This window comes from Aeromonas sp. FDAARGOS 1407 (assembly GCF_019048725.1).
Lineage (GTDB): Bacteria > Pseudomonadota > Gammaproteobacteria > Enterobacterales > Aeromonadaceae > Aeromonas > Aeromonas enteropelogenes.
On sequence record NZ_CP077399.1, the window covers coordinates 1140001 to 1161258 of the forward strand.

The 21258-nt window shown below is 61.1% G+C and carries 14 protein-coding genes, 2 rRNA genes and 1 pseudogene (1 of these 17 only partly in view); 11 read left to right on the forward strand and 6 right to left on the reverse strand.

The window, feature by feature from the left end; genetic code table 11:
• The 3 genes from I6L37_RS05460 to I6L37_RS05470 form a co-directional block, all read left to right on the forward strand.
• Positions 1-532 (forward strand): 23S ribosomal RNA (locus tag I6L37_RS05460); it begins 2357 nt to the left of the window's first position.
• A gap of 179 nt (positions 533-711) precedes the next feature.
• Positions 712-826, forward strand: a 5S ribosomal RNA gene (gene rrf, locus I6L37_RS05465).
• Positions 827-1238: 412 nt separating this feature from the next.
• Complete coding sequence (locus I6L37_RS05470) at positions 1239-3191, forward strand: ligand-gated channel protein (RefSeq protein WP_216993452.1); 1953 nt, start codon at positions 1239-1241, stop codon at positions 3189-3191.
• A gap of 80 nt (positions 3192-3271) precedes the next feature.
• On the opposite strand, the gene I6L37_RS05475 is transcribed toward I6L37_RS05470, so the two are convergent.
• Together I6L37_RS05475 and I6L37_RS05480 are read right to left on the reverse strand one after the other, a co-directional pair.
• Positions 3272-4660 (reverse strand): ATP-binding protein, encoded by a 1389-nt coding sequence (locus I6L37_RS05475; protein ID WP_216993453.1) that lies wholly within the window; start codon positions 4658-4660, stop codon positions 3272-3274.
• 4 nt (positions 4661-4664) lie between these two features.
• Positions 4665-5387 carry a response regulator gene (locus I6L37_RS05480; RefSeq protein WP_042024967.1) on the reverse strand — a complete coding sequence of 241 codons (723 nt, stop codon included), beginning with the start codon at positions 5385-5387 and terminating at the stop codon, positions 4665-4667.
• 199 nt (positions 5388-5586) lie between these two features.
• On the opposite strand from I6L37_RS05480, the gene I6L37_RS05485 reads away from it, so the two are divergent.
• Positions 5587-5937, forward strand: coding sequence for a hypothetical protein (locus tag I6L37_RS05485; protein WP_201980767.1), 351 nt, complete (start codon positions 5587-5589; stop codon positions 5935-5937).
• 76 nt (positions 5938-6013) lie between these two features.
• Here I6L37_RS05485 and I6L37_RS05490 read toward each other — a convergent pair whose 3' ends face one another.
• Positions 6014-6922, reverse strand: coding sequence for a LysR family transcriptional regulator (locus I6L37_RS05490; protein ID WP_216993454.1), 909 nt, complete (start codon positions 6920-6922; stop codon positions 6014-6016).
• Positions 6923-7175: 253 nt separating this feature from the next.
• On the opposite strand from I6L37_RS05490, the gene I6L37_RS05495 reads away from it, so the two are divergent.
• The 6 genes from I6L37_RS05495 to recD all read left to right on the forward strand — a co-directional run bounded on the left by I6L37_RS05495 (position 7176) and on the right by recD (position 17948).
• Positions 7176-7508, forward strand: a complete 333-nt coding sequence (locus tag I6L37_RS05495; protein ID WP_216993455.1) for a hypothetical protein — start codon at positions 7176-7178, stop codon at positions 7506-7508.
• Between the two features lie 29 nt (positions 7509-7537).
• Positions 7538-8224: a pirin family protein gene (locus I6L37_RS05500; RefSeq protein ID WP_042024970.1), complete on the forward strand. Its 687-nt coding sequence runs from the start codon at positions 7538-7540 to the stop codon at positions 8222-8224.
• A gap of 39 nt (positions 8225-8263) precedes the next feature.
• The gene (locus tag I6L37_RS05505) at positions 8264-8656 is read left to right on the forward strand and encodes a DoxX family protein (protein ID WP_042070987.1); all 393 of its coding nucleotides are present in this window, start codon (positions 8264-8266) and stop codon (positions 8654-8656) included.
• Between the two features lie 261 nt (positions 8657-8917).
• Positions 8918-12292 (forward strand): exodeoxyribonuclease V subunit gamma, encoded by a 3375-nt coding sequence (gene recC, locus I6L37_RS05510; RefSeq protein ID WP_216993456.1) that lies wholly within the window; start codon positions 8918-8920, stop codon positions 12290-12292.
• Between the two features lie 2 nt (positions 12293-12294).
• Positions 12295-15900: an exodeoxyribonuclease V subunit beta gene (gene recB / locus I6L37_RS05515; protein ID WP_216993457.1), complete on the forward strand. Its 3606-nt coding sequence runs from the start codon at positions 12295-12297 to the stop codon at positions 15898-15900.
• Between the two features lie 8 nt (positions 15901-15908).
• Positions 15909-17948 (forward strand): exodeoxyribonuclease V subunit alpha, encoded by a 2040-nt coding sequence (gene recD, locus I6L37_RS05520; RefSeq protein WP_216993458.1) that lies wholly within the window; start codon positions 15909-15911, stop codon positions 17946-17948.
• A gap of 53 nt (positions 17949-18001) precedes the next feature.
• Here the strand turns inward: recD and I6L37_RS05525 are convergent, their stop codons facing one another.
• From I6L37_RS05525 to I6L37_RS05535, 3 genes and pseudogenes are all read right to left on the reverse strand, one after another.
• Positions 18002-19159 carry a helix-turn-helix domain-containing protein gene (locus tag I6L37_RS05525; protein ID WP_216993459.1) on the reverse strand — a complete coding sequence of 386 codons (1158 nt, stop codon included), beginning with the start codon at positions 19157-19159 and terminating at the stop codon, positions 18002-18004.
• 336 nt (positions 19160-19495) lie between these two features.
• Positions 19496-19615 (reverse strand): annotated as a pseudogene (locus I6L37_RS05530) (glyoxalase); the annotation flags it as partial.
• Positions 19616-19851: 236 nt separating this feature from the next.
• Entirely contained in the window at positions 19852-20250 is a 399-nt protein-coding gene (locus I6L37_RS05535; RefSeq protein WP_216993460.1) for a VOC family protein, read from the reverse strand.
• 75 nt (positions 20251-20325) lie between these two features.
• On the opposite strand from I6L37_RS05535, the gene I6L37_RS05540 reads away from it, so the two are divergent.
• Complete coding sequence (locus I6L37_RS05540; protein WP_216993461.1) at positions 20326-21192, forward strand: AraC family transcriptional regulator; 867 nt, start codon at positions 20326-20328, stop codon at positions 21190-21192.
• Positions 21193-21258 lie beyond the last annotated feature (66 nt).

Sequence of the window (21258 nt, forward strand, 5' to 3'; positions counted from 1 at the left end):
ACGAAAGTAGGTCATAGTGATCCGGTGGTTCTGAATGGAAGGGCCATCGCTCAACGGATAAAAGGTACTCCGGGGATAACAGGCTGATACCGCCCAAGAGTTCATATCGACGGCGGTGTTTGGCACCTCGATGTCGGCTCATCACATCCTGGGGCTGAAGTCGGTCCCAAGGGTATGGCTGTTCGCCATTTAAAGTGGTACGCGAGCTGGGTTCAGAACGTCGTGAGACAGTTCGGTCCCTATCTGCCGTGGGCGTTGGATGATTGAAGGGAGTTGCTCCTAGTACGAGAGGACCGGAGTGAACGAACCTCTGGTGTTCGGGTTGTCACGCCAGTGGCACTGCCCGGTAGCTAAGTTCGGAATCGATAACCGCTGAAAGCATCTAAGCGGGAAGCGAGCCCTGAGATGAGTCATCCCTGACCCCTTGAGGGTCCTGAAGGGCCGTTGGAGACCACAACGTTGATAGGCGGGGTGTGTAAGTGCAGCGATGCATTGAGCTAACCCGTACTAATTACCCGTGAGGCTTAACCATACAACACCCAAGAAGTGTTCTGGGCCTTGTAGCGAATGAACGAACTACGAATTCAGTGATAGCGACTAGGTCGTTATTCACGTCAGCTTTCCAAGATTATTCGGTTCGTCCTGAACCTCACCCTTCGGGCCCGCCTACGGCGGTTTCGATTTGTTCCGGACAAATCGATGAAGAATTTGCCTGGCGGCCATAGCGTCGTGGAACCACCTGATCCCATGCCGAACTCAGAAGTGAAACGCGGTAGCGCCGATGGTAGTGTGGCATTCGCCATGCGAGAGTAGGACACTGCCAGGCACCCAACATGAAAACCCCGCTCACTGAGCGGGGTTTTTTATTGCCTGCTATTTAGCGCTTATACATCGTCTCTGCTGCGCTCACCATGGCAACCTTGGCCGGTTTACTGGCCATTCTTGGCTCACCAGATACCCTGTGCCGCTTCCGGCTGTGATTCCCCAGTTCCCTCCAGAACGTAAATAATCCATATAAAACATAATATTATGTTTAGCTACGTATTGAGCTCACAAAACATTAAATGATAATGATTATTGTTCGATCTTAGTGGCAATGATAGTTACAATTCGGCCTGATTGATAAGTTGTTCTTCATATGGACCTTATTTATCCCCTTCCTGGCAGGAGACCGGGATGGTGTAACGACTGAAGTAAGGGAATACGCCTCTTTCCTACTTAAACGTTCAGGCCAGAAGATGATAACAGTGAAACCGAACAAGCTTGCCTTGCTGATCTGCTCCACGCTCTCCATGCAGGCCCTTGCCGCCGAGTCCGAAGTGATGGTAGTGACGGCTTCCGGATTCCAGCAGAAAATTGAAGACTCTGCTGCATCCATCTCCGTCATTACCCGTGATCAGCTGGAAAAACGCGCCTATCGCGATGTTACCGATGCGTTGAAGGATGTGCCCGGGGTAGTGATCACAGGCGGGGGCAGCAGCAGCGATATCAGCATCCGCGGCATGGGCTCGAAATACACCCTGATGCTGGTCGATGGCAAGAAGGTAGATAGCCGCGGCACCCGCCCCAACAGCGACGGTCCCGGTATCGAGCAGGGCTGGTTGCCGCCGTTGCAGGCCATCGAGCGGATTGAAGTGGTGCGCGGACCCATGTCTTCCCGTTATGGTTCGGATGCCATGGGCGGCGTCATCAACGTCATCACCCGCAAGACCACGGGCATGGCGTGGCAAGGCTCGGTTCACGCCGATTCCACCTTCCAGGAGAACAAGGATGCGGGCAACAGCTTCCAGACCGATGCCTACGCCGCCGGCGCCTTGATCGACAACGTGCTTGGCCTGCGCTTCAACGGCCAGCTGGCCCATCGTGGTGAAGACAAATTCGCCCAGGGCTTTGCCGAGCAGGAAACCCGCAGCGGCACCGCCGTGCTGAGTTTCAATCCCAACGAGCAGAACCGTTTCGATCTGGAGGCCAGTCGCAGCCTGCAGGATCGGGATCGCACTCCGGGCAACTCAGTCGCTGACAATGCCAAGCCCAGCCTCAACCGCTATGAGCGTACCAACTATGCACTGACGCATACCGGCCAGTATGACTTCGGTTCTTCCAGCAGCTACCTGCAGCAGGAGGTCAACACCAACCCGGGTCGCCAGATGGAGTTGACCAACACCATACTGGACACCCATACCCAGTTCATTCTGGGGGATCATTATCTGAGCGTCGGTGGTCAGTATCGCTATGAAGATCTGCAGGATCAGGGCAATACCCTGAAGGTGGCGAACCCGGCCAGTGAGCTGACCCGCTGGAGCTGGGCACTGTTTGTCGAGGACGAGTGGTCGCTGACCGAGACGTTTGCCCTGACCGGCGGTGTCCGGATGGATCGGGATCAAAACTACGGTACTCACTGGAGCCCGCGTCTCTATGGGGTATGGCACCTGGATGATGCCTGGACCCTGAAGGGAGGCGTCTCTACCGGCTATCGCTCGCCGGATCTGCGAATGTCTGCGGCCAACTGGGGTCAGGTCACGGGTGGCGGCACTCTGGACGGCATGCTGGTCGGAAATCCGAACCTGAAGCCGGAGACCAGCGTGAGCGAAGAGATTGGCCTGCTGTGGGATGGCGGCCAGGGCCTCAACGCGGGTGTGACCCTGTTCAACACCGACTTCAAGAACAAGATCTCCGAGGTGCGTCGCTGCTCCAGCAAGAATGATCCCGCCTGCACCCTCAATGGTCACAGCTACGACTTCATCAGCGATCGCATCAACGTCGACAAGGCGAACATGCGCGGCGTCGAGAGCATGCTGGAGTGGGCGATCAACGAGGATTGGTCAGTCAGCTCCAGCTACACCTTCACCGAGTCCGAACAGAAGAGCGGCCCGCTGGCCGGCCATGCGCTGAACCAGATGCCCCGCCACATGTTCAACGGCAGCGTTGATTGGCAGACCACAGAGGATCTTGGCCTCTGGTCCAGGGTCAACTTCCGTGGCGAAACCTCTGAATACCTGAGCCGGGTCAAGATGGCGGAAGGCACGCCCTCCTACACCTTCTTCGACATGGGTCTGGTCTACAAGGCGAACAAGCACCTGAATGTGACCGCCGGCATCTACAACCTGTTCGACAAGACGGTGGACTACGGCAGCTATGGCACTGTGCTGGATGGCCGTCGTTACAACCTCGGTGTGACCTACAACTTCTGATCCCGAGTGCAATGCAACGGGGTCGCCCTGTGAGGGGCGACCCCGTTTTTTATCTCCGGTTTCTCAATGATGGGCAAATGTTAGAGCGGCAGGCTGATCCTGGCCTCGAGCCCTCCTTGCGGCCGATTTTGCAACGTCAGCTCACCGCCGTGCTGATGCACCAGGGTGCGGGCGATGGAGAGGCCGAGCCCCACGCTGCCCGATTCGGTGTTGCGCGCCTCGTCGAGGCGCACGAAGGGCTTGAATACATCTTCCAGATGCTCCTCATTGATCCCGGGCCCGTTGTCGCAGACCCGGATCAGCAGCTCGTCCCGGGTGCGTTCCAGCGACACCTCGGCGCTGCCAGCATATTTGATGGCGTTGCCAATGAGGTTCTGTAGCACCCGGCGCAAGGTGTTGGCCCGGCAGGCGTAGACCTGCTTGCCTTCGGCCAGACAGGTAACCGGCTGGCCGGTATCGGCATAGTCGTCGCACAGGCTCTCCAGCAGGCTGACCAGATCCAGCTCCCGGGTCGCCTCCTGCTGCCCCTCTTCCCGGGCAAAGCTCAGGGTTGCAGCCAGCATCTGTTCCATCTGTTGCAGGGTCTGCTGGATCCGCTCCTTGTCTTCTCCGTCAGCCAGAAACTCGGTGCGCAGCCGCAGGCTGGTGATGGGGGTGCGCAGGTCGTGGGAGATGGCCGCCAGCATCCGGGTTCTGTCTTGCACGAAGCGAGCGAGCCGGGTATGCATCCGGTTGAAGGCCTGGATCGATTCCCGTACCTCGATGGGCCCCTCTTCTTTCAGAGGATCGATGTCCTCACCGCGACCGAGACGATCGGCATTGGCCGCCAGCTGTTTAAGGGGGCGGGTGGCACGGCGAAACAGCAGCACCATCAGGCCAATTACCAGGCTGGCGACCAGCATCAGGTTGAGGGTGGTCTGCCAGGACCAGCTGCCCGCTTCCTTGTCTACCAGGGAGCTGAACTGCAGCCAGCCTCCCTGGGGCAGCTCGATGGAGCCATAGAGCCGCATGTCCCGTGGCGGCGGCCCCTTGCGATCCCGCATCATGCGGGCGTGGTGCTCCCACGCCTTGCTGCGCTGGGAATCCTGCTTCAGCTCGGCGCTGATCTCGACATCGAGCCCGGCTGGATAGCTGAGGCGGGAGCGAACCAGCTGCTCGAAGCGGGGGCTGCGATTGTCCGGCCGCAAGGGTTCATTCGAGAGACGTAGCAGCAGGGTTTCGCTGCGGCTCGCCTTGAGGATCTCGTCATAGAGCGAAGGGGGGGAGAGGGAGAGCAGGCGCACCACAGAGATGATCCGCTGCATGGCGTTGCGGCTGTTGACGAAGCCGAGCGCCTCCTCCCGATCCGTGCGATAGATCTGGATGCTGAGCAGCTGGATCAGGATTAGCCCGGCCAGCGCCACCAGGATGATCTGGCCGGTCAGTCCCTTGGGCCACAAACCCGAGCCGAGTCGCTTGAAGGCGGCCATCAACTTATACCTGCGTCACATCGGCGGAGAACATATAGCCTCCACCCCAGATGGTCTTGATGAGTTCGGGATTCTTGGGATCCCGCTCCAGCTTGCGGCGCAGCCGGCTCACCAGGGTGTCGATGGCGCGATCAAACGCCACCGCCTCGCGTCCGCGGGCAAGATCCAGCAGTTGATCCCGACTCAGTACCCGTTGCGGTCGCTCCAGAAACACCTTGAGCAGATCGAACTCGGCGGTGGAGAGGCTCAGCCCCACGCCATCCTCGTCGACCAGCTCCCGGCGGTTGATATCGAGCAGCCAGCGATCGAAGCGCAGATCCCGGGTCAGGGTCTCGGGCGAGGGTTGGGTGTCGGCCTGGGTGCGGCGCATCACCGCCTTGATCCGGGCCAGCAGTTCGCGCGGGTTGAACGGCTTGGCCAGATAGTCATCGGCCCCCATCTCCAGCCCTATGATGCGGTCAGTCTCTTCGCCCATGGCGGTGAGCATGATGATGGGCATGTTGGATTTCACCCTCAGTTCGCGGCAGAGGGTCAGGCCATCCTCACCCGGCATCATCAGATCCAGCACCAGCAGATCGAACTCGCGCTCCTCCAGCAGCCGCTTCATCTCCTTGCCGTCCCGGGCGCAGCTGACCCGCAGGCCATGCTGTTCCAGAAAACGCTTGAGGAGATCGCGGATCTCGCTGTGATCGTCGACGACCAGAATGTGGGTGCTGCCTTGATTCATGACTGCCTCTCTTGCTTGGGGTTGGCTCGAGTATACGGAAATCCCTTGCAGGGTTTGTGTCAAAGTGTGCCAGATCAGCAAGATGCCACACTCTGCTACAAAAAAGGGTGATACTGGCAAAGTTCAGACACCAGAGGGGTGTTTACTTGAGGGCAAGGCAAGAGTGCCGAACCCGATTCATCCCGAGAGGAGATAGACCATGAAAAAGCTGACCAAAACCCTGCTGACCGCTACCCTGATCCTCGGCCTGCCGCTGGGTGCCTACGCTGCCAGTGAAGCGACTCCGACCGTTCAACCGGGCCCCATGGTGGACTGCCCGATGGATGGCAGCGGCATGATGGGTGGAAAGCACCACGGTGGTCGTCACGACCGCATGGCCCGCATGCAGAACATGACCCCGGAGCAGATCCAGGCCAACCTGCAGCAACGCTATGATCGCATTGAGGATCCGGCCAAGAAGGCCGAGTTTATCAAGAACCTCGGCGAGCGTGCCAACGGCATGGCCAAACATGCCGAAGCGATGAAACAGTTCGCCGAGGCGAACCAGTAAGCGCCATCGCCGACAGCCAGTCGTAAAGAGGGGAGCCTGAGGCTCCCCTTTCTCGTTGCTGCCGGCGCTCCTGCCCCTATCGCGTCTGGAACAGTTTGGGGATCTCCCGCACCAGCCAGCTCTTGGCCTTGCCCATGGTATCGCGGCGCCAGGCCAGCACCACCTGCAGCTGATGGCGATACTCGGGGCAGATCACCTTGAGCCGTCCCGCCTTGATGTCCTCCTCGATCCAGCTTTGCGGCATGGTGCCGACCCCAATCCCCGCCAGCAGGGCATCCCGCTTCTCGCTCATGGAGCTGACGGTGAGGCGCGGCTGCTTGTCGAGCAGACGGTAGGTAAGCACCGGCTTACGCAGTGCCGTATCGGCCACCGCGATGGCGCGGTAACGGCGCAGGGTCTCGTCCGCCAGGGGCTCGGCTTCCAGGTGGAGCGGATGATCCGGGTGGGCGACGTAGAGCATCACCTCCTCCCTGAGCAGCTGGTGCTTGATGCCGGTCATCATGATGTCGGGATTGAGGGAGGAGATGAGCAGATCGGCGCGGCTATCCTCCAGACACTCCCAGCTGCCCGCCAGCACTTCGGCCCGCAGCCGCAGCCGGGTATCGGTCAGCTCGGCCAGCCGTTCCACCAGCGGGTAGAGCGCCTGCACCGGCACCAGGGCATCGACGGCGATGGTGATGTCGGTCTCCCAGCCACGGGCCAGGGCCCGGGTCTCGCCCACCAGATGCTCGGCTGCTTCCAAGAGTACCCGGCCCCGTTCCAGCAGCATGCGGCCGGCCGGGGTGAATTTGGTTCTGTGGCCGCTGCGGTCGAACAGCATGGCGTCCAGCTCGTCTTCCAGCTTCTGTACCGTGTAGCTTAGCGCCGAGGGTACCTTGCCCAGCTCGTCGGCCGCTGCCGCAAAGCTGCCGCGGCGATCGATGGCGTCCAGCACCCGGATCGCCTCCAGGGTCAGCGCCCGTTCCTTGTTCAGTTCCTTGGCCATAGCCTGCCTTCAATTTTTTTGAATATGTTTGCCAGTTTATCTCGCTAACAAGTTAGGCCAGGCAACTTTAATATTCAATCAACGCTTAGGCAGGAACGCCAAGTGGCCAAATAAAAGGTAGTTCAGTGCTGTGACAACCCCAAAGGGCACGTCAGACGTCGGTGAAAGAACAACATACTATTTGAATGACCTCTTGCATGGATGCATTGATTCGGGCCAAAGCGGCCTTGGCAATGACATATAAAACAAGAGAGTGAACATGAAAAACGTAATCAAGATGCTGGCCGTTGCAGGCCTGATGACCGCAGGTTTTGCCCAGGCTTCCGTGCCGGCTGACTTCAACGCCACCCCGGGAGTGCTGTTTGTAAACTGGCATGCGAGTGCGGCGATGGATGGCAAGGCCAACCCCATGCTGGAGGTGCGCGATCAGTCCGGTGATCTGCTGGCTTCCGTCCACGCCAGTCTGGTCGGCACCCAGCAGGTGAAGATCCCGAGCCGCACCCAGGGCAACCTGACCGTCAGCCTGGCCGGTGACAGCGGCGAGTACCGTATTCCGTTCGGCATCGGCGGTGGCAACCCCCGCTAAGGCGAACCTTCAGAGATGAGGAGCACATCATGATGCAATTGAGAGCCGCAGAGGCGCGGGGCAAGGCCAACTTTGGCTGGCTGGATGCGCGCCACAGTTTTTCGTTCGGGCACTACTATGACCCGGAGTGGATGGGCCACTCGGTCCTGCGGGTCATCAATCAGGATCTGGTGTCGCCGGGTGGCGGTTTCGCCACCCATCCTCACGCCAACATGGAGATCCTGACTTGTGTGCTGACCGGCACCATAGAGCACAAGGACAGCCTCGGCCACGCCGAGCAGATCCCGGCCGGGGATTTCCAGTTGATGAGCGCAGGCAGCGGGATCCGTCACAGCGAGTACAACCCCTCGCAGAGCGAGCCGCTCTCCCTGTTGCAGATCTGGATCGAGCCGAACGAATACGATACGCCCCCCGGCTATCAGCAGAAGAAGATAGAGGCCAGGCCCGGCATGACGCTGGTGGCGTCACCGGATGGCGAGGATGGATCCTTCAGGATCCGCCAGCAGGCCCGGGTCTGGCGTGTGCAGCTTGAGCCCGGTGAATCCCTCACCTGGGAGCTGGCTGGTCGGCACGGTTACCTGCAGATGATTTCAGGGGAGTTGACCGCCAACGGTCTGGCTGCCCGACCCGGCGACGGGGTGCTCAGTCGTGATGAATCAAGTTGGGAGCTGGTGGCAACAAGTGCCACTCAGGCCCTGTTATTTGACCTACCCTGAAGTTGCCAGCTCTGATGCGGCGTGAACGAGGAGATTGAGATGGACAAGATGAAAGATGTGGCACTGCTGGTGGGTCGCGTACTGCTGGCACTGATGTTTGTGATGGCGGGCTGGAGCAAGATCGGTGGTTACGCCGGTACCCAGGGCTATATGGAGGCCATGGGCGTGCCCGGTTTCCTGTTGCCGCTGGTTATCCTGCTGGAGCTGGGTGGTGGCCTCGCCATCATGCTGGGCCTGTTCACCCGCAGCCTCTCGGTGCTGATGGCCGGTTTCACCCTGATGGCCGCCTTCATCTTCCACTATCAACCGGCTGATCAGATGCAGATGCTGATGTTCATGAAGAACATCTCGGTCGCCGGTGGTTTCCTGGCCCTGGCGGCGGCAGGTGCAGGCGCTTTCAGCCTGGATGCCCGCCTCGGCAAGAGTTGGTAATGCCCTGACAGTTCGAGTTTTCCAATGCTTTTTGGCCGGAGTCCATGCTCCGGCTTTTTTGTTTGTCAGCGCCGCTCTGGTGGCAAGGCTGGCCGCCAATATGTGGCACCTCTCATAATTCGGCGCTTGCCCGAGCGGCGGCAACAAGTGCCTTTTGCATCTTCCCCCCCGATCCCCGACAATCCCAATTCTTGTTGAAGTGGCGGGGATCCTTGAGGTTTTCCCGCGATCACACCTCTTTTGCATTGGCGGGAATTGCTCATGTTTACCCTCTACCACTCCAATCAGCTGGATCTGCTCAAAGAGCTGCTGGTGAGTCGCATCCGGCAGGCGCCCCTCTCTCACCCCTTCGAGCGGGAACAGATCCTGGTGCAGAGCCCGGGTATGGCCCAGTGGCTCAAGCTGGAGCTGGCCAAGGCCTTCGGCATCGCCGCCAACATCGACTTTCCGCTGCCCGCCAGCTTTATCTGGGAGATGTTCACCCGGGTGCTGGCGGACGTACCTCGTCAGAGCCCCTACAACAAGGGATCCATGAGCTGGCAGCTGATGACCATCTTGCCCGCCCTGCTGGACCGCCCCGCCTTTGCACCTCTGGCTGCCTATCTGGGTAGTGGGGAAGACGTGGATCCTGCCCAGGATCCCGCCAAGGCACCGGAGCAGGTACGCCTCTGGCAGCTTTGCCAGAAGGTAGCGGATCTGTTCGACCAGTATCTGGTCTATCGGCCGGACTGGATCGCCCGCTGGGAACAGGGGGAAGGACTTGTCGGAACAGGGAGCCAGGAGCTGGCCGGGGTGAGCGGTCAGGATTGGCAGCCGGAGCTGTGGCGCGAGCTGGTGGCCCGCACCCTGGCGCTCGCCCCCAGCGGCTACCACCGCGCCAACCTCTACGAGGAGTTTATCCACGAGCTGGAGCGCACCCCGGATCTGCCGGGCACGCTGCCCCGACGGGTCTTCGTGTTCGGCATCTCGGCGCTGCCGCCGCGCTACGTGGAGGCGCTGCTGGCCCTCGGCAGCCGGGATGAGGTGGAGGTGCACCTGTTCGTCACCAACCCCTGCCGCTACTACTGGGGCGACTTGCTCGATCGCAAGACCCTGGCACGCCTCGAAAACAAGCTCAAGCCCGGCACCGATCTCGACACCCTGCAGGGCCCCACCAACCCGCTGCTCGCCTCCATGGGCAAGCTGGGGCGCGACTACCTGCACCAGCTGATGGAGCTGGAGGTGCCGCAAATCGAGGCCTTCGTCGATATCGACGATCAGGATGAACAGGGCCAGGCCAGGCTGCTGCGCGCCATCCAGAAAGATGTGTTGGAGCTGGCCGAGCGGGGCGCCGGTCAGTTCGATCTCGACAGCAGTCAGCACAAGAGCCCGATCGACGCGAGCGATGGATCCCTGCAGATCCACGCCTGCCACGGCCCGATGCGCGAGCTCGAGGTGCTGCACGACCGGCTGCTGGCGCTGTTCGAGCAAGACCCCACCCTCACCCCGAAAGACGTGGTGGTGATGATGCCGGATGTAAACAGCTACGGCCCCTATATCCAGGCGGTGTTCGGGGCGAGAGGCCAGATCCCGTTTGCGGTGTCGGATCGGGCGGCGAGCCAGGAGAGCCCGCTGCTGCAGAGCTTCCTCGCCTTGCTCAGACTCCCCAACGCCCGGCTGGGGGCCGGCGAGCTGCTCGCCATCCTCGAGGTGCCTGCCGTGCTACGCCGCTTCGAGCTCGATGACGACGAGTTCAACCAGCTGCGGCGCTGGGTGCAGGAGACCGGCATCCGCTGGGGGCTGGATGACGGCTACCCGGAGCGCTTCGATCTGCCGCGCCTCTCTGGCAACAGCTGGCTGTTCGGCCTGCGCCGCATGCTGCTCGGCTTTGCCATGGGGGATGGCGAGCCGGTGGCCGGCATTTTGCCTTACGCCGATATCGAGGGGCAGCAGGGACTGGCCCTCGGCAAGCTCGCCTGGTTCGTCGACTCCCTGGCGGAATTTCTGCCCCGCCTGCAACAGGCGCAGCCGCTGCCCGAGTGGATCGCCTGCCTCAACGAACTGCTGGAGCGCTTCTATCTGGCCGATGAGGATGAGGAGCGCCAGCTGCAGCTTATTCGCAGCCAGCTGGCGGACTGGCTCGCCCAGCTCGGCGAGGCCCGCTTCGAGCAGCCCATCAGTGCCGATTTGCTGCAGGATTACCTCGGCAGCGTGCTGGGGGAGTCCCGCTCCAGCCAGCGCTTCCTCGCCGGTCAGGTCAACTTCTGCACCCTGATGCCGATGCGCTCCATCCCCTTCCGGCAGGTCTGCCTGCTCGGCATGAACGACGGCGTCTACCCGCGCACCCTGCCCCCCATGGGGTTTGACCTGATGGCGGTGGCGGGCCGGCGCGGGGATCGCTCCCGTCGCGACGACGACCGCTACCTCTTCCTCGAGGCGCTGCTCAGCGCCCAGCAGGGGCTCTATATCAGCTATCAGGGCTTCAGTGCCCAGGACAACAGCGAGAAGGTGCCCTCCGTGCTGCTGGCGGAACTGATCGACTATGTGCGTCAGGGCTTCGTGCTGGCGGGGGATGAGGCGCTCGACGACGAGACGTCCGGCAAGCGGCTGCTCGAACACCTGATCGTGGCACACCCGCTCACCCCCTACAGCCGCAGCTACTTCTATCCAGCGGAGAATTCCGGCCTCTTTACCTATGCCGCCGACTGGCTGCCGGCCCTGAGCCCAGAGCGCGGGGCCGCCAACTTCCAGAGCGGCGAGCTGCCGCTGCCCCCAGAATGGGGGAAAGAGCAGGGGTTGGAGCTGGCGGAGCTGCTGCGCTTCTATCGCCAGCCCGCCAAGTATTTCCTCAACCGCCGCCTCAAGGTGTGGTTCGAGCTGGACGAGGCCGAGATCGAGGACAGCGAACCGTTCGAGCTGGACGGCCTGCAGCACTACCAGCTCAAGGCGCTGCTGCTCGATGCCCATCTGGCACAGGGGGAAAGCGAGGAGCGTCGCCAGCGCCTGCAGCTCTCCGGCCTGCTGCCCCAGGGCTGGTTCGGCAGCCTGCTGCTGGATGATCTGGACGCCGAGATGGGCAAGCTGGCTGCGCGCCTGCGTCCCTGGGTGGCGACCAATGAGGCGGACAAACAGGCGGTGGAGATCGATATCTCCCTGACCCAGGGCCAGTTGCAGGGGTGGATCGACACCCAGAAGGGGCGCTTGCTGGTAGTTAAGCCCGGCAGCTTCAACGGCAAGGATCTGCTGCTGGGCTGGATCCAGCACCTTTGCCTCTCCCTGAGTGATGCCCCCGGTGACACCCTGCTGTTCGACGCCAAGCAGAGCCTGCGCCTGCCCAGGCTCCCGGCAGACGAAGCCCGCCCCAGACTGGCGGCGCTGGTGGCGCTCTGGACCCAGGGGATGAAGCGGCCGCTGCCGTTTTTCCCCAGCACCGCCTGGGAGTGGATCAAGGAGATCGAGAAGGATCCGGAGAAACCGGAGGCCGCCGACAAGGCGGCGCTCGCCCGCTTCAACGGCGGCTACATGGTGACGGGGGAGGGGCAGGACGTCTATGTCGCCCGCTGCTTCCCGGAACTCGATGACGAGGTACTGGCCCAGCTGCAGGCGCTGGCCCGGGAACACCTGACCCCGCTGCTGACCACCATGGAGATGATGTAATCATGGCTAACCCGCTCAATACGCTGCGTTTTCCCCTCCATGGCGAGCGGCTGATCGAGGCCTCCGCCGGCACCGGCAAGACCTACACCATCGCCGGCCTCTATCTGCGCCTGCTGCTGGGCCACGGTCCGCTCATCGAAGAAGGCGAAGACGCCGGCCAGCCCAGCGCTCACGAGCGGCCGCTGTCGGTGACCGAGATCCTGGTGGTGACCTTTACCGAGGCGGCCACTGCCGAGCTGCGCGGGCGGATCCGCGGTCGCATCCACGAGGCGCGCCTCGCCTTCATGCGTGGTGAGAGCAAGGACGCCCTGCTGGCCCAGCTGCTGGAGGAGGTGGAGGATCACGAGCTGGCGGCCCGCCGCCTGCTGGCCGCCGAACGGCAGATGGACGAGGCGGCCGTCTTCACCATCCACGGCTTCTGCCAGCGGATGCTCAAGCAGAATGCCTTCGAGTCGGGCGCCCTCTTCGAAACCGAATTTCTCACCGACGACAGTCAGCTCAGGCTGCAGGCAGTGAGCGACTACTGGCGCGCCGAGTTCTATCCGGTGGACAAAACCCTGGCAAGCGCGGTGCGCGCGCTCTGGCCAAGCCCCGCCGCCCTGCTGCGGGAGATGAACGGCTGGCTCGACAACAGCGAGCTGGAGATGCGTCCGCCGCCGGGGGATGAGACCCTGGCCGCCCGCCATCAGGCGGCCATGAGTCGCATCTCGGCAGTGAAGGAGGCCTGGCTGGCGCAGGTGGACGAGATCCGCCGCCAGACCGACGGCCAGATCAGCCGCTACACCGGCAAGAACTACGAGGGCTGGCTCGCCAAGATAGCCGACTGGGCGCAAGATGAGGCCAGCGGCTATGCGATTCCCAAGGAGCTGGAGCGCTTCGGCCAGACGGTGCTGGAGGAAAACCTCAAGAAGGGGGGCGCAGTGCCCACCCTGCTGCTGTTCAGCGAGATCGACGCGCTGCTGGCGAGCCGCCCCGGTATCCGAGATCTGATCCTGCAGCGGGCCGCCGTGGTGGTACGCAGCCGGATGCATGCGAGCAAGCGCCAGGCCCATCAGCTCTCGTTCGACGATCTGCTCAAAGACCTCGACGGGGCGCTGGGTTCTAGCCTTGGCGAGCGGCTCTGCGATCGCATTCGCACCACCTACCGGGTTGCCATGATCGATGAATTCCAGGATACCGACCCCCAGCAGTACCGTATCTTCCATCGGCTCTATGGCGGCCACCAGGACACGGCGCTGCTGATGATCGGTGACCCCAAGCAGGCCATCTACGGTTTTCGCGGCGCCGACATCTTCACCTACATTCAGGCGCGGCGAAATGTGAGCGCCCACTACACCCTGGGACGCAACTGGCGCTCCAGCGGCGCCCTGGTGGCGGCGGTCAACGGCCTGTTCGAGCGGGCCAAGGATCCCTTTATCTACGAGGCGGATATCCCCTTCCTGCCGGTGGAGGCGCAGGGCAAGAGCAAGGCGCTGTTGCTGGAGGGCGAAATCGCCCCCGTGCTGCACTGCTGGCAGCTCACCGGCCAGCCTACCTTCAACCGGGGGGACTACCAGAGCAAGATGGCCCGCGCCACGGCGGCGGAGATCCACCGCCTGCTGACGCTCGCTCGTGAGGGCAAGGCGCTGATCGGCAGTGAGCCGGTGAAAGCGGGCGATATCGCCGTGCTGGTGCGCACCGGCGCCGAGGGCAAGCTGGTGCAGCAGGAGCTGGCACGGCTCGCCATCGCCTCGGTTTATCTGTCGAATCGCGAGAGCGTGCTGGAGCAGGTGGAGGCGCGGGAGATCCTGCTCATTCTGCACGCCTGCCAGAACCCGAGCGAGGAGAGGAGCCTGCGGGCGGCGCTTGCCACCGGCCTGTTCGATCTCGACGCCAAGGCCCTCGACGAGCTTGCCTCGGACGAGCGGGCCTGGGAGAGCTCGGTGCAGGAGTTTATGGAGTACCGCAAGGTCTGGCACAGGCGCGGCGTGCTGGCCATGCTGCGGGCCCTGCTGCACCGGCGCAATCTCGCTTCCTCCCTCTTGGCGAGCCCCTACGGGGAGCGGCGGCTGACCAACTTCCTCCATCTGGGGGAGCTGCTCCAGCAAGTGAGCAGCGAGCTGGACGGCGAATACGCCCTGCTGCGCTGGCTGGGGGAGGCGGTGAACCGCCAGAGCGGCCAGGATGCGGAGCAGATACTTCGCCTGGAGTCCGAGCGCAAGCTGGTGCAGATCGTCACCATCCACAAATCCAAGGGGCTGGAGTACCCGCTGGTGTTCCTCCCCTTTATCTGCAGCCACCGCAGCGCCGACACCCCGCTCTATCACGAGGCCGATGAGGCGGGCAATCGCACCATCCTCGATCTCACCGGCGCCGAGGATTCTCTGGCAGAGGCCGACAAGGAGCGCCTCGCCGAGGATCTGCGCCTGCTCTACGTGGCGCTGACCCGGGGGGTCTACGCCACCTGGCTGGGGCTGGCGCCGGTGCGCTCCGGCAATGGCAAGTCGGAGAAGACCGACCTGCACCAGACCGCCATCGGCTACCTGCTGCAAAAGGGGGAGGAGGGGGACGCCGCAACCCTGGCCACCGCCCTCAGTGCGCTTGCTGAAGATCTGCCCGGAGTGGCCGTCGGTGAGCCCTCGCTCACCCGCCCGGCCCCGCTGCCGGCCGAAGAGGAGCAACTGGGCGAGCCCCAGGTGCGCCGCTTTGGCGGCACCCTTGAGCGGGACTGGTGGATCAGCTCCTACTCTGGTCTCGCGGCCCAGGGCCACGGTCACAGCAAGGGTGTGCTGGCCAACCCCGGCTTCGATGACGAGGTGGTGACCGAGGCGGCTGCGCTGGCTGCCGAAGAGCCAGTGCAGGCGCCCCAGCCCTCCATCTTCACCTTCCCGAAGGGGGCGCGCCCCGGCACTCTGCTGCACAGCCTGTTCGAGACCATCGACTTTCAAAGTGCCGCAGGCGAGCCGCTGGCACAGCATATCGCCACCCTGCTGGCGCAGGACGGCTTCGACGAGAGCTGGGCCCAAGTGCTGCAACAGCAGGTGGAGGCGGTGCTGGATACCCCGCTTGAAACGGGCTTTGGCGAGCCGGTGCGGCTGCGGGATCTGGCCCCCGAGCGCAAGCAGGTGGAGCTGGAGTTCTTCCTGCCCATGGGGCGGGTGACGGCACCTGCGCTGACCGCGCTCTGCCAGCAGCACGACCCGCTGTCGCGGGGCAACAAGCCGCTGAGCTTCGCCACCGTGCAGGGGATGCTCAAGGGCTTTATCGACCTGGTGTTCGAGTGGCAGGGGCGTTGGTATCTGCTCGACTACAAGTCGAACCACCTCGGCATGAGCCCGGCCGACTACAGCCGGCCGGCGCTGGAGCAGGCCATGGTGGAGCATCGCTACGACCTGCAATACCAGCTCTATTCGCTGGCGCTGCACCGGCTGCTCACCCTGCGTCTGCCGGGCTACGACTTCGACCAGCACTTTGGCGGCGTCTTCTATCTGTTCCTGCGTGGCATGCCACAGGGGGGGATCTTCCATACCCGCCCCAGCCGTGAGCTGGTGCAGGGGCTGGATCGGCTGTTTAGCGAGGGGGTTACGCCCGCCCTCGCACAAGAATGGGATAACGGGGTAGAAGCATGAAGAGCGCAATGATGATCGCAATGATGATCGAACGGCTCAAGGCCCTGGCGCTGGCGGGGCGCATCCGCCAGCTGGATCTGCAATTTGCCAAGCTGGTGGCCGACCTTGGTGGCAGTCCCGAGCTGGTGCTGGGGGCGGCGCTCGCCTGCTTCGAGTTGGGGCGTGGCCATGTCTGCCTGCCGCTGGAGATGCTGGCAACCGGATCCCTGCGCCCGTTCGGGCTGGATCCGGATCAGGGCCGGGATCTGCTGGCCGATCTGGCGGATCCGGCCCGCTGGCCCGCCCTGTTTGCGGCAAGCCCGCTGGTTGGCAGCGAACAGGATGAGGGGCAAGCCCCGCGCTGGCCGCTGCGGCTCTGGCACGGCCGTCTCTACCTCACCCGCTACCACGATCACGAGCAAGGGGTGGCCCGCCATCTTCGTGCCTTGAGTGAACGCGCCGAATGGCCCGAGATCGCCCCGGCCCTGTCGCGCCTCTTTGCCCGCGACTACGGCCTGGTGTTCGGGGCGCTGCTCAAAGCCCGCCTCGCCCCCGACTTTTCGGCCCGCCACTTTATCGAGAAGTATCTGGACCTGGTGTTCCCGAACGAGGTGGAGTGGTCCGCCATCGAGGCGTTGCTGGCCAGCGCCCAGGCGGCCAGCGATTTGACCAAGCTGGATGCGCTGGTGCCCGAGTCGCTCTGCTGCAACGGCCAGAAGCTGGCGGCGGCCACCGCCGCAGCGCGCCCCTTTGCGGTCATTTCCGGTGGCCCCGGCACCGGCAAGACCACTACGGTCGCCAAGCTGCTGGCCATTCTGGTGGAGACCGGTCTGCAAGCGGGCAAGGCCCCGGCGATCCGGCTGGTGGCCCCCACCGGCAAGGCGGCGGCGCGCCTCACCGAGAGTATCGGCTCTGCCCTGCAGGCGCTGGACTTGCCCCCTGAGTGGGTGGAAGCCATTCCCACCGAGGCGGGCACCCTGCACCGGCTGCTCGGGGTCATTCCGGGGCGCAGCCAGTTCCGCCACCACAAAGGCAACCCGCTGCACCTCGATTTGCTGGTGGTGGATGAGGCCTCCATGGTCGACCTGCCCATGATGGCGCGCCTGCTGGACGCGCTGCCAAGTCACGCCCGCCTCATTCTGCTCGGCGACAAGGATCAGCTCGCCTCGGTGGAGGCGGGGGCCGTGCTCGGCGATATCTGCAGCTTTATCGAACAGGGCATCAGCCCCGCCCAGGCGGATTGGCTCTCCCGCCAGACCGGTTACCGCCTGCAGGGCACGCCCGCGGGGGCACCGGTGCGTGACAGCCTCTGTTTGCTGGCCAAGAGCTGGCGCTTCGATCAGCACTCCGGCATCGGCCAGCTGGCGCGCGCCTGCAACAGCGGCGATGCGGCGGCGGTGGAGGCGGTTTGGGGCGCAGGATTTATGGATATCAGCCTGCACCCCTGGGCGGGGGAGGCCTACGACGAATTGATTGCCCAGGGGGTGGCCGGTTACGGCAGCTATCTGAAGGCGGCCCGCGCGGGGGAGGAGCCCGCCGCCGTGTTCAAGGCGTTCAACGGCTTCCAGATCCTCTGTGCCCTGCGTGACGGCCCGTTCGGGGTCGAGGGGCTCAATGAGCGGCTCGAACTGGCCCTGTCACGGGCGGGGCTGATTGCCCGCGATGGCGACTGGTATGCCGGCCGCCCCGTGATGGTGGTGCGCAACGACCACGGGGTCGGCCTCTACAACGGCGATATGGGGCTCTGCCTGCCCGATGAAAGCGGGCGGCTCAAGGTCTGGTTCGAGCAGCCGGACGGCACCCTACGGGCGCTGTTGCCCAGCCGGCTGCCGCCCCATGAGACGGTCTATGCCATGACCATCCACAAATCCCAGGGCTCGGAATTTGCCCATACCGTGCTGGTGCTGCCGGACAGCCCCAGCCCGCTGTTGACCCGCGAGCTGGTCTATACCGGCATCACCCGTGCCAAGGCCCGGCTCGATCTCTACGGCGATCGCGCCCTGCTGGCACAGGCGGTACGGAAAAAGACCGAGCGTTATTCAGGGTTGGCACAGAGGTTGGGGGAGTGAGCGATTGGATGGCGGTAAAGGGATTTACCGCCGTTTTAATGTCATTCACTAATTTAACATTCAGAGGGGGAATTTATTTGTTCAAAAGCCCATTCCGAAAAAATTTTTTCGACATCCCATCTATTATAATTTCCGTCAGGGTAATGCTTTCTCATTAAAACTGACTTGCAGGAATTAAACTCATTATATTTTTCCATGAATTTTTCGGAAAGTTCATTTAGCTCACTGTCACTGCCGATTATAAAAAATGGCAATTTTATTATGGGTGGTTTCAGTTGAGTTGTGATTGGTGTAGACAGTGTTTGATATGTTTCGCAATGCACTTCACTTTTTCTTATATGTTGAAATAAACTATATTCAATAGTTCCTTTCTTATAATAGTAAATCTCACAGTAAAATTCGGCATTTGTCCCATCTTGAGCTTCTGGATAGGTAATAAACTCAATGCTTGGGAATGGTATAGTCAAACCCTCGTTGTAGAAATTAACTACAGGCAAGGTTTTAATAATTTTGTTCTTATATTTTAAGTGGTAGTCAAACTGTCTTGCATTCTCAAAATATAAGTTTTGCCACCAATAATTACCCCCCTCATGTTCTACACTCCCAATCTCAATAGTGAAATCAGGATCATTAGAATAGAAGGCTTGGCTAATACCATCATAGTCCCAACATTTGGCATCTTCTAAAAGAATAGAGAATCTATCAGGGGCTGTTAGGTTGAGACCGAACCTTTCAAACCACATCGTTCTGACATCAATTGGATTGGCACATGAATCTAATGGTGTATTAGCATCATTTGTCCGTGAATAAACAACACCTGCTCGTATTGTTCTACCCTGATGACTGTATTCTTTTGTCAGGTAATATGGTTTTAAAGGCTCATTAAATATTGTTAGGATTGCTAACTTGGCTTCATTAAATTGTAAGGAATCAAGCTGAATGTTTGGAATGTTATCTTCACTAAAACGTAGTCCTCTAAGCGCAGTTATAATATCAGCTTGGGTATATTTTTTATCACTGTCGTTTAATCCAACTACTTCTAATGAATCAGATATTCCGAAAACTATGTATCTATTCCCATTGTGAATTACATTAGCCATACATAGAATATCATGGATCATTGCAACCATATTATTGTGGAACTTTTGTTTGAAGTCCCACCAGAGACCTTCTTTACCTTTTGAGAGTAAGTTATAAATGATGCTGTTCATTTAATAAAACCATGAAGTAATGTAAATTGTATTGTGTAATTGTCGTCAGTTTACCTTCAAATATGACCGAAATGGAACTATTTAAATGCTTATAAGCTGAACTCGCATGTTGGGCTTCGCAGGCTCAGCACCAACCTACCGATTGTGTAGGTTGTGGCTGAGCCTGCGAAGCCCAACGTTTACCGAGAAATCTCTTTTTTCCTCCCCTTTATCCCCAGCGCTTCTCCCCATTCTTTATAAATAAACGGGAGAAGGGAGCAATGCCGTTACCATCGTCCGATTACGCTTCGCTAATCGAACTTACGAGAGGGTCAGGGTGAGGGGAGCATTCAGGTATTAGATGGTGAGCTCCAGCCGGTTGCCTTCGGGGTCTAGGAAGGTGCTCTCGTAATAGCCGTCGCCGGTCCAGCGAGGGCCATCCAGGTGTTTGACCTCGGCCCCCTTGAGCAGCTTGATCTCGTATGTTGGGCTTCGCAGGCTCAGCACCAACCTACAAGTTGCGTAGGTTGTGGCTGAGCGTAGCGAAGCCCAACGTTTACCGTGTAATCTCTTTTTTCCTCCCCTTTATCCCCAGCGCTTCTCCCCATTCTTTATAAATAAACGGGAGAAGGGAACAATGCCGTTACCGCTGTCCGATTACGCTTCGCTAATCGAACTTACGAGAGGGTCAGGGTGAGGGGATTATTGAGGCATTAGATGGTGAGCTCCAGCCGATTGCCTTCCGGGTCGAGGAAGGTGCTTTCGTAATAGCCGTCGCCTGTCCAGCGGGGGCCGTCCAGGTGTTTGACCTCGGCGCCCTTGAGCAGCTTGAGGCGGGCAGTCATCTTGTCCACCTCCTCCACGCTGCCGAGGGAGAAGGCGATATGGGCCAGCCCTTGCAGCGGATGCGGCAGGTGCAGATCCGCCGGAAACAGGATAGGGGTGTGCATCAGCTCCAGGCTGGCGCCGTCTTCGAAACGGACAAAGTAGGAGGAAAACTGCTTGGTCGGGTTGTGGTAGCGCTCATTCGCCTGACCGCCAAACAGCTTGCAATAGAAGGTTTTGAGAGCCTCCAGATCCTGCGCCCAGATGGCGACGTGATGAATGTGCATGATGTGTCACTCCTTGGGTTGATGGCTCCATGCTATGCTCGCGCCATCCTTGCCGACATGGCTGATGCCGTCCTGATGATGTCTGAAACTGCCAACACCGAGCTTATCGATGTCTCCCCCGACTGCCGCGAGCAGATCTGCTGTGACAGCCTGCTGCCGGCCCTCGCGCAGGAGCAGGTGTGGCTGGCGGGGTTCTCTCGCCTCAAGACCCGTTACCGTATCGCGCGCCGCTTTGCCGATATGCACTGCTTTTTGCTGACCTTGGGGGGCGAGGGGGAGGTACTGGTGGGCGATCGCCTCGAGCGACTTCCGGTCGGCGAGTGGGTCCTGATCCCGGCGGGCCAACCACTTTGCTATCACTTGGGTGAGGCGGGCGAGTGGGATCTGGTGTGGTTGCTGCTGCACAGGGACTCCCCCTGGGATGCCTTTGCCAGCCGCCCCCGGCTCGGCTGTACTTCCCAGCAGGCGACTTTGCTGCGCACCGTCGAGAACCTCTATGCAGAGCAGGAACGCCATCAGGATCCGCTGCTCTGTGCCCTCCTGGTGGAGCAGCTCGGCTTTTACTTGCGCCGCCTGCTGCAAAAAGGGGAGGGGCAGAGCCGCGGCGAGCGGCTGGCGCTGCGCCTCGAGCTGCTGCTCAAGGAGGCGCTGGCCGAGCCCTGGGACATAGCGCGCATGGCCGGCACTCTGCATCTCTCCGAGCGCCAGCTCTACCGCCTATGCCAGCAGCACTTCGCGCTGGCCCCCATGGGGTTGTTGCAGCGATTGCGGTTGCAGCGGGCGGCGCTCTTGCTGGCCAGCAGCGCCGATCCCATGAAGCGGCTGTCCCGGCAGTGCGGCTTCAAAAACGAGTACCACTTCTCCACCGCCTTCAAGCGCCAGTTTGGCCTGGCCCCCAGCCACTATCGCAACCGGCATCATCCCGCCTTCAAAAAAGGATAAGAGTGAAACCCTTCGCCATACTCATGATGACGCTTGGCCAGAGGGATCTGCTTGTGGTGGCCGATC

Coding starts and splice junctions, on each gene's coding strand:
- I6L37_RS05470 (WP_216993452.1), top strand. CDS start 1,239: ATGATAACAGTGAAACCGAACAAGCTTGCCTTGCTGATCTGCTCCACG.
- I6L37_RS05475 (WP_216993453.1), bottom strand. CDS start 4,660: ATGGCCGCCTTCAAGCGACTCGGCTCGGGTTTGTGGCCCAAGGGACTG.
- I6L37_RS05480 (WP_042024967.1), bottom strand. CDS start 5,387: ATGAATCAAGGCAGCACCCACATTCTGGTCGTCGACGATCACAGCGAG.
- I6L37_RS05485 (WP_201980767.1), top strand. CDS start 5,587: ATGAAAAAGCTGACCAAAACCCTGCTGACCGCTACCCTGATCCTCGGC.
- I6L37_RS05490 (WP_216993454.1), bottom strand. CDS start 6,922: ATGGCCAAGGAACTGAACAAGGAACGGGCGCTGACCCTGGAGGCGATC.
- I6L37_RS05500 (WP_042024970.1), top strand. CDS start 7,538: ATGATGCAATTGAGAGCCGCAGAGGCGCGGGGCAAGGCCAACTTTGGC.
- I6L37_RS05505 (WP_042070987.1), top strand. CDS start 8,264: ATGGACAAGATGAAAGATGTGGCACTGCTGGTGGGTCGCGTACTGCTG.
- recC (WP_216993456.1), top strand. CDS start 8,918: ATGTTTACCCTCTACCACTCCAATCAGCTGGATCTGCTCAAAGAGCTG.
- recB (WP_216993457.1), top strand. CDS start 12,295: ATGGCTAACCCGCTCAATACGCTGCGTTTTCCCCTCCATGGCGAGCGG.
- recD (WP_216993458.1), top strand. CDS start 15,909: ATGATGATCGCAATGATGATCGAACGGCTCAAGGCCCTGGCGCTGGCG.
- I6L37_RS05525 (WP_216993459.1), bottom strand. CDS start 19,159: ATGAACAGCATCATTTATAACTTACTCTCAAAAGGTAAAGAAGGTCTC.
- I6L37_RS05535 (WP_216993460.1), bottom strand. CDS start 20,250: ATGCACATTCATCACGTCGCCATCTGGGCGCAGGATCTGGAGGCTCTC.
- I6L37_RS05540 (WP_216993461.1), top strand. CDS start 20,326: ATGATGTCTGAAACTGCCAACACCGAGCTTATCGATGTCTCCCCCGAC.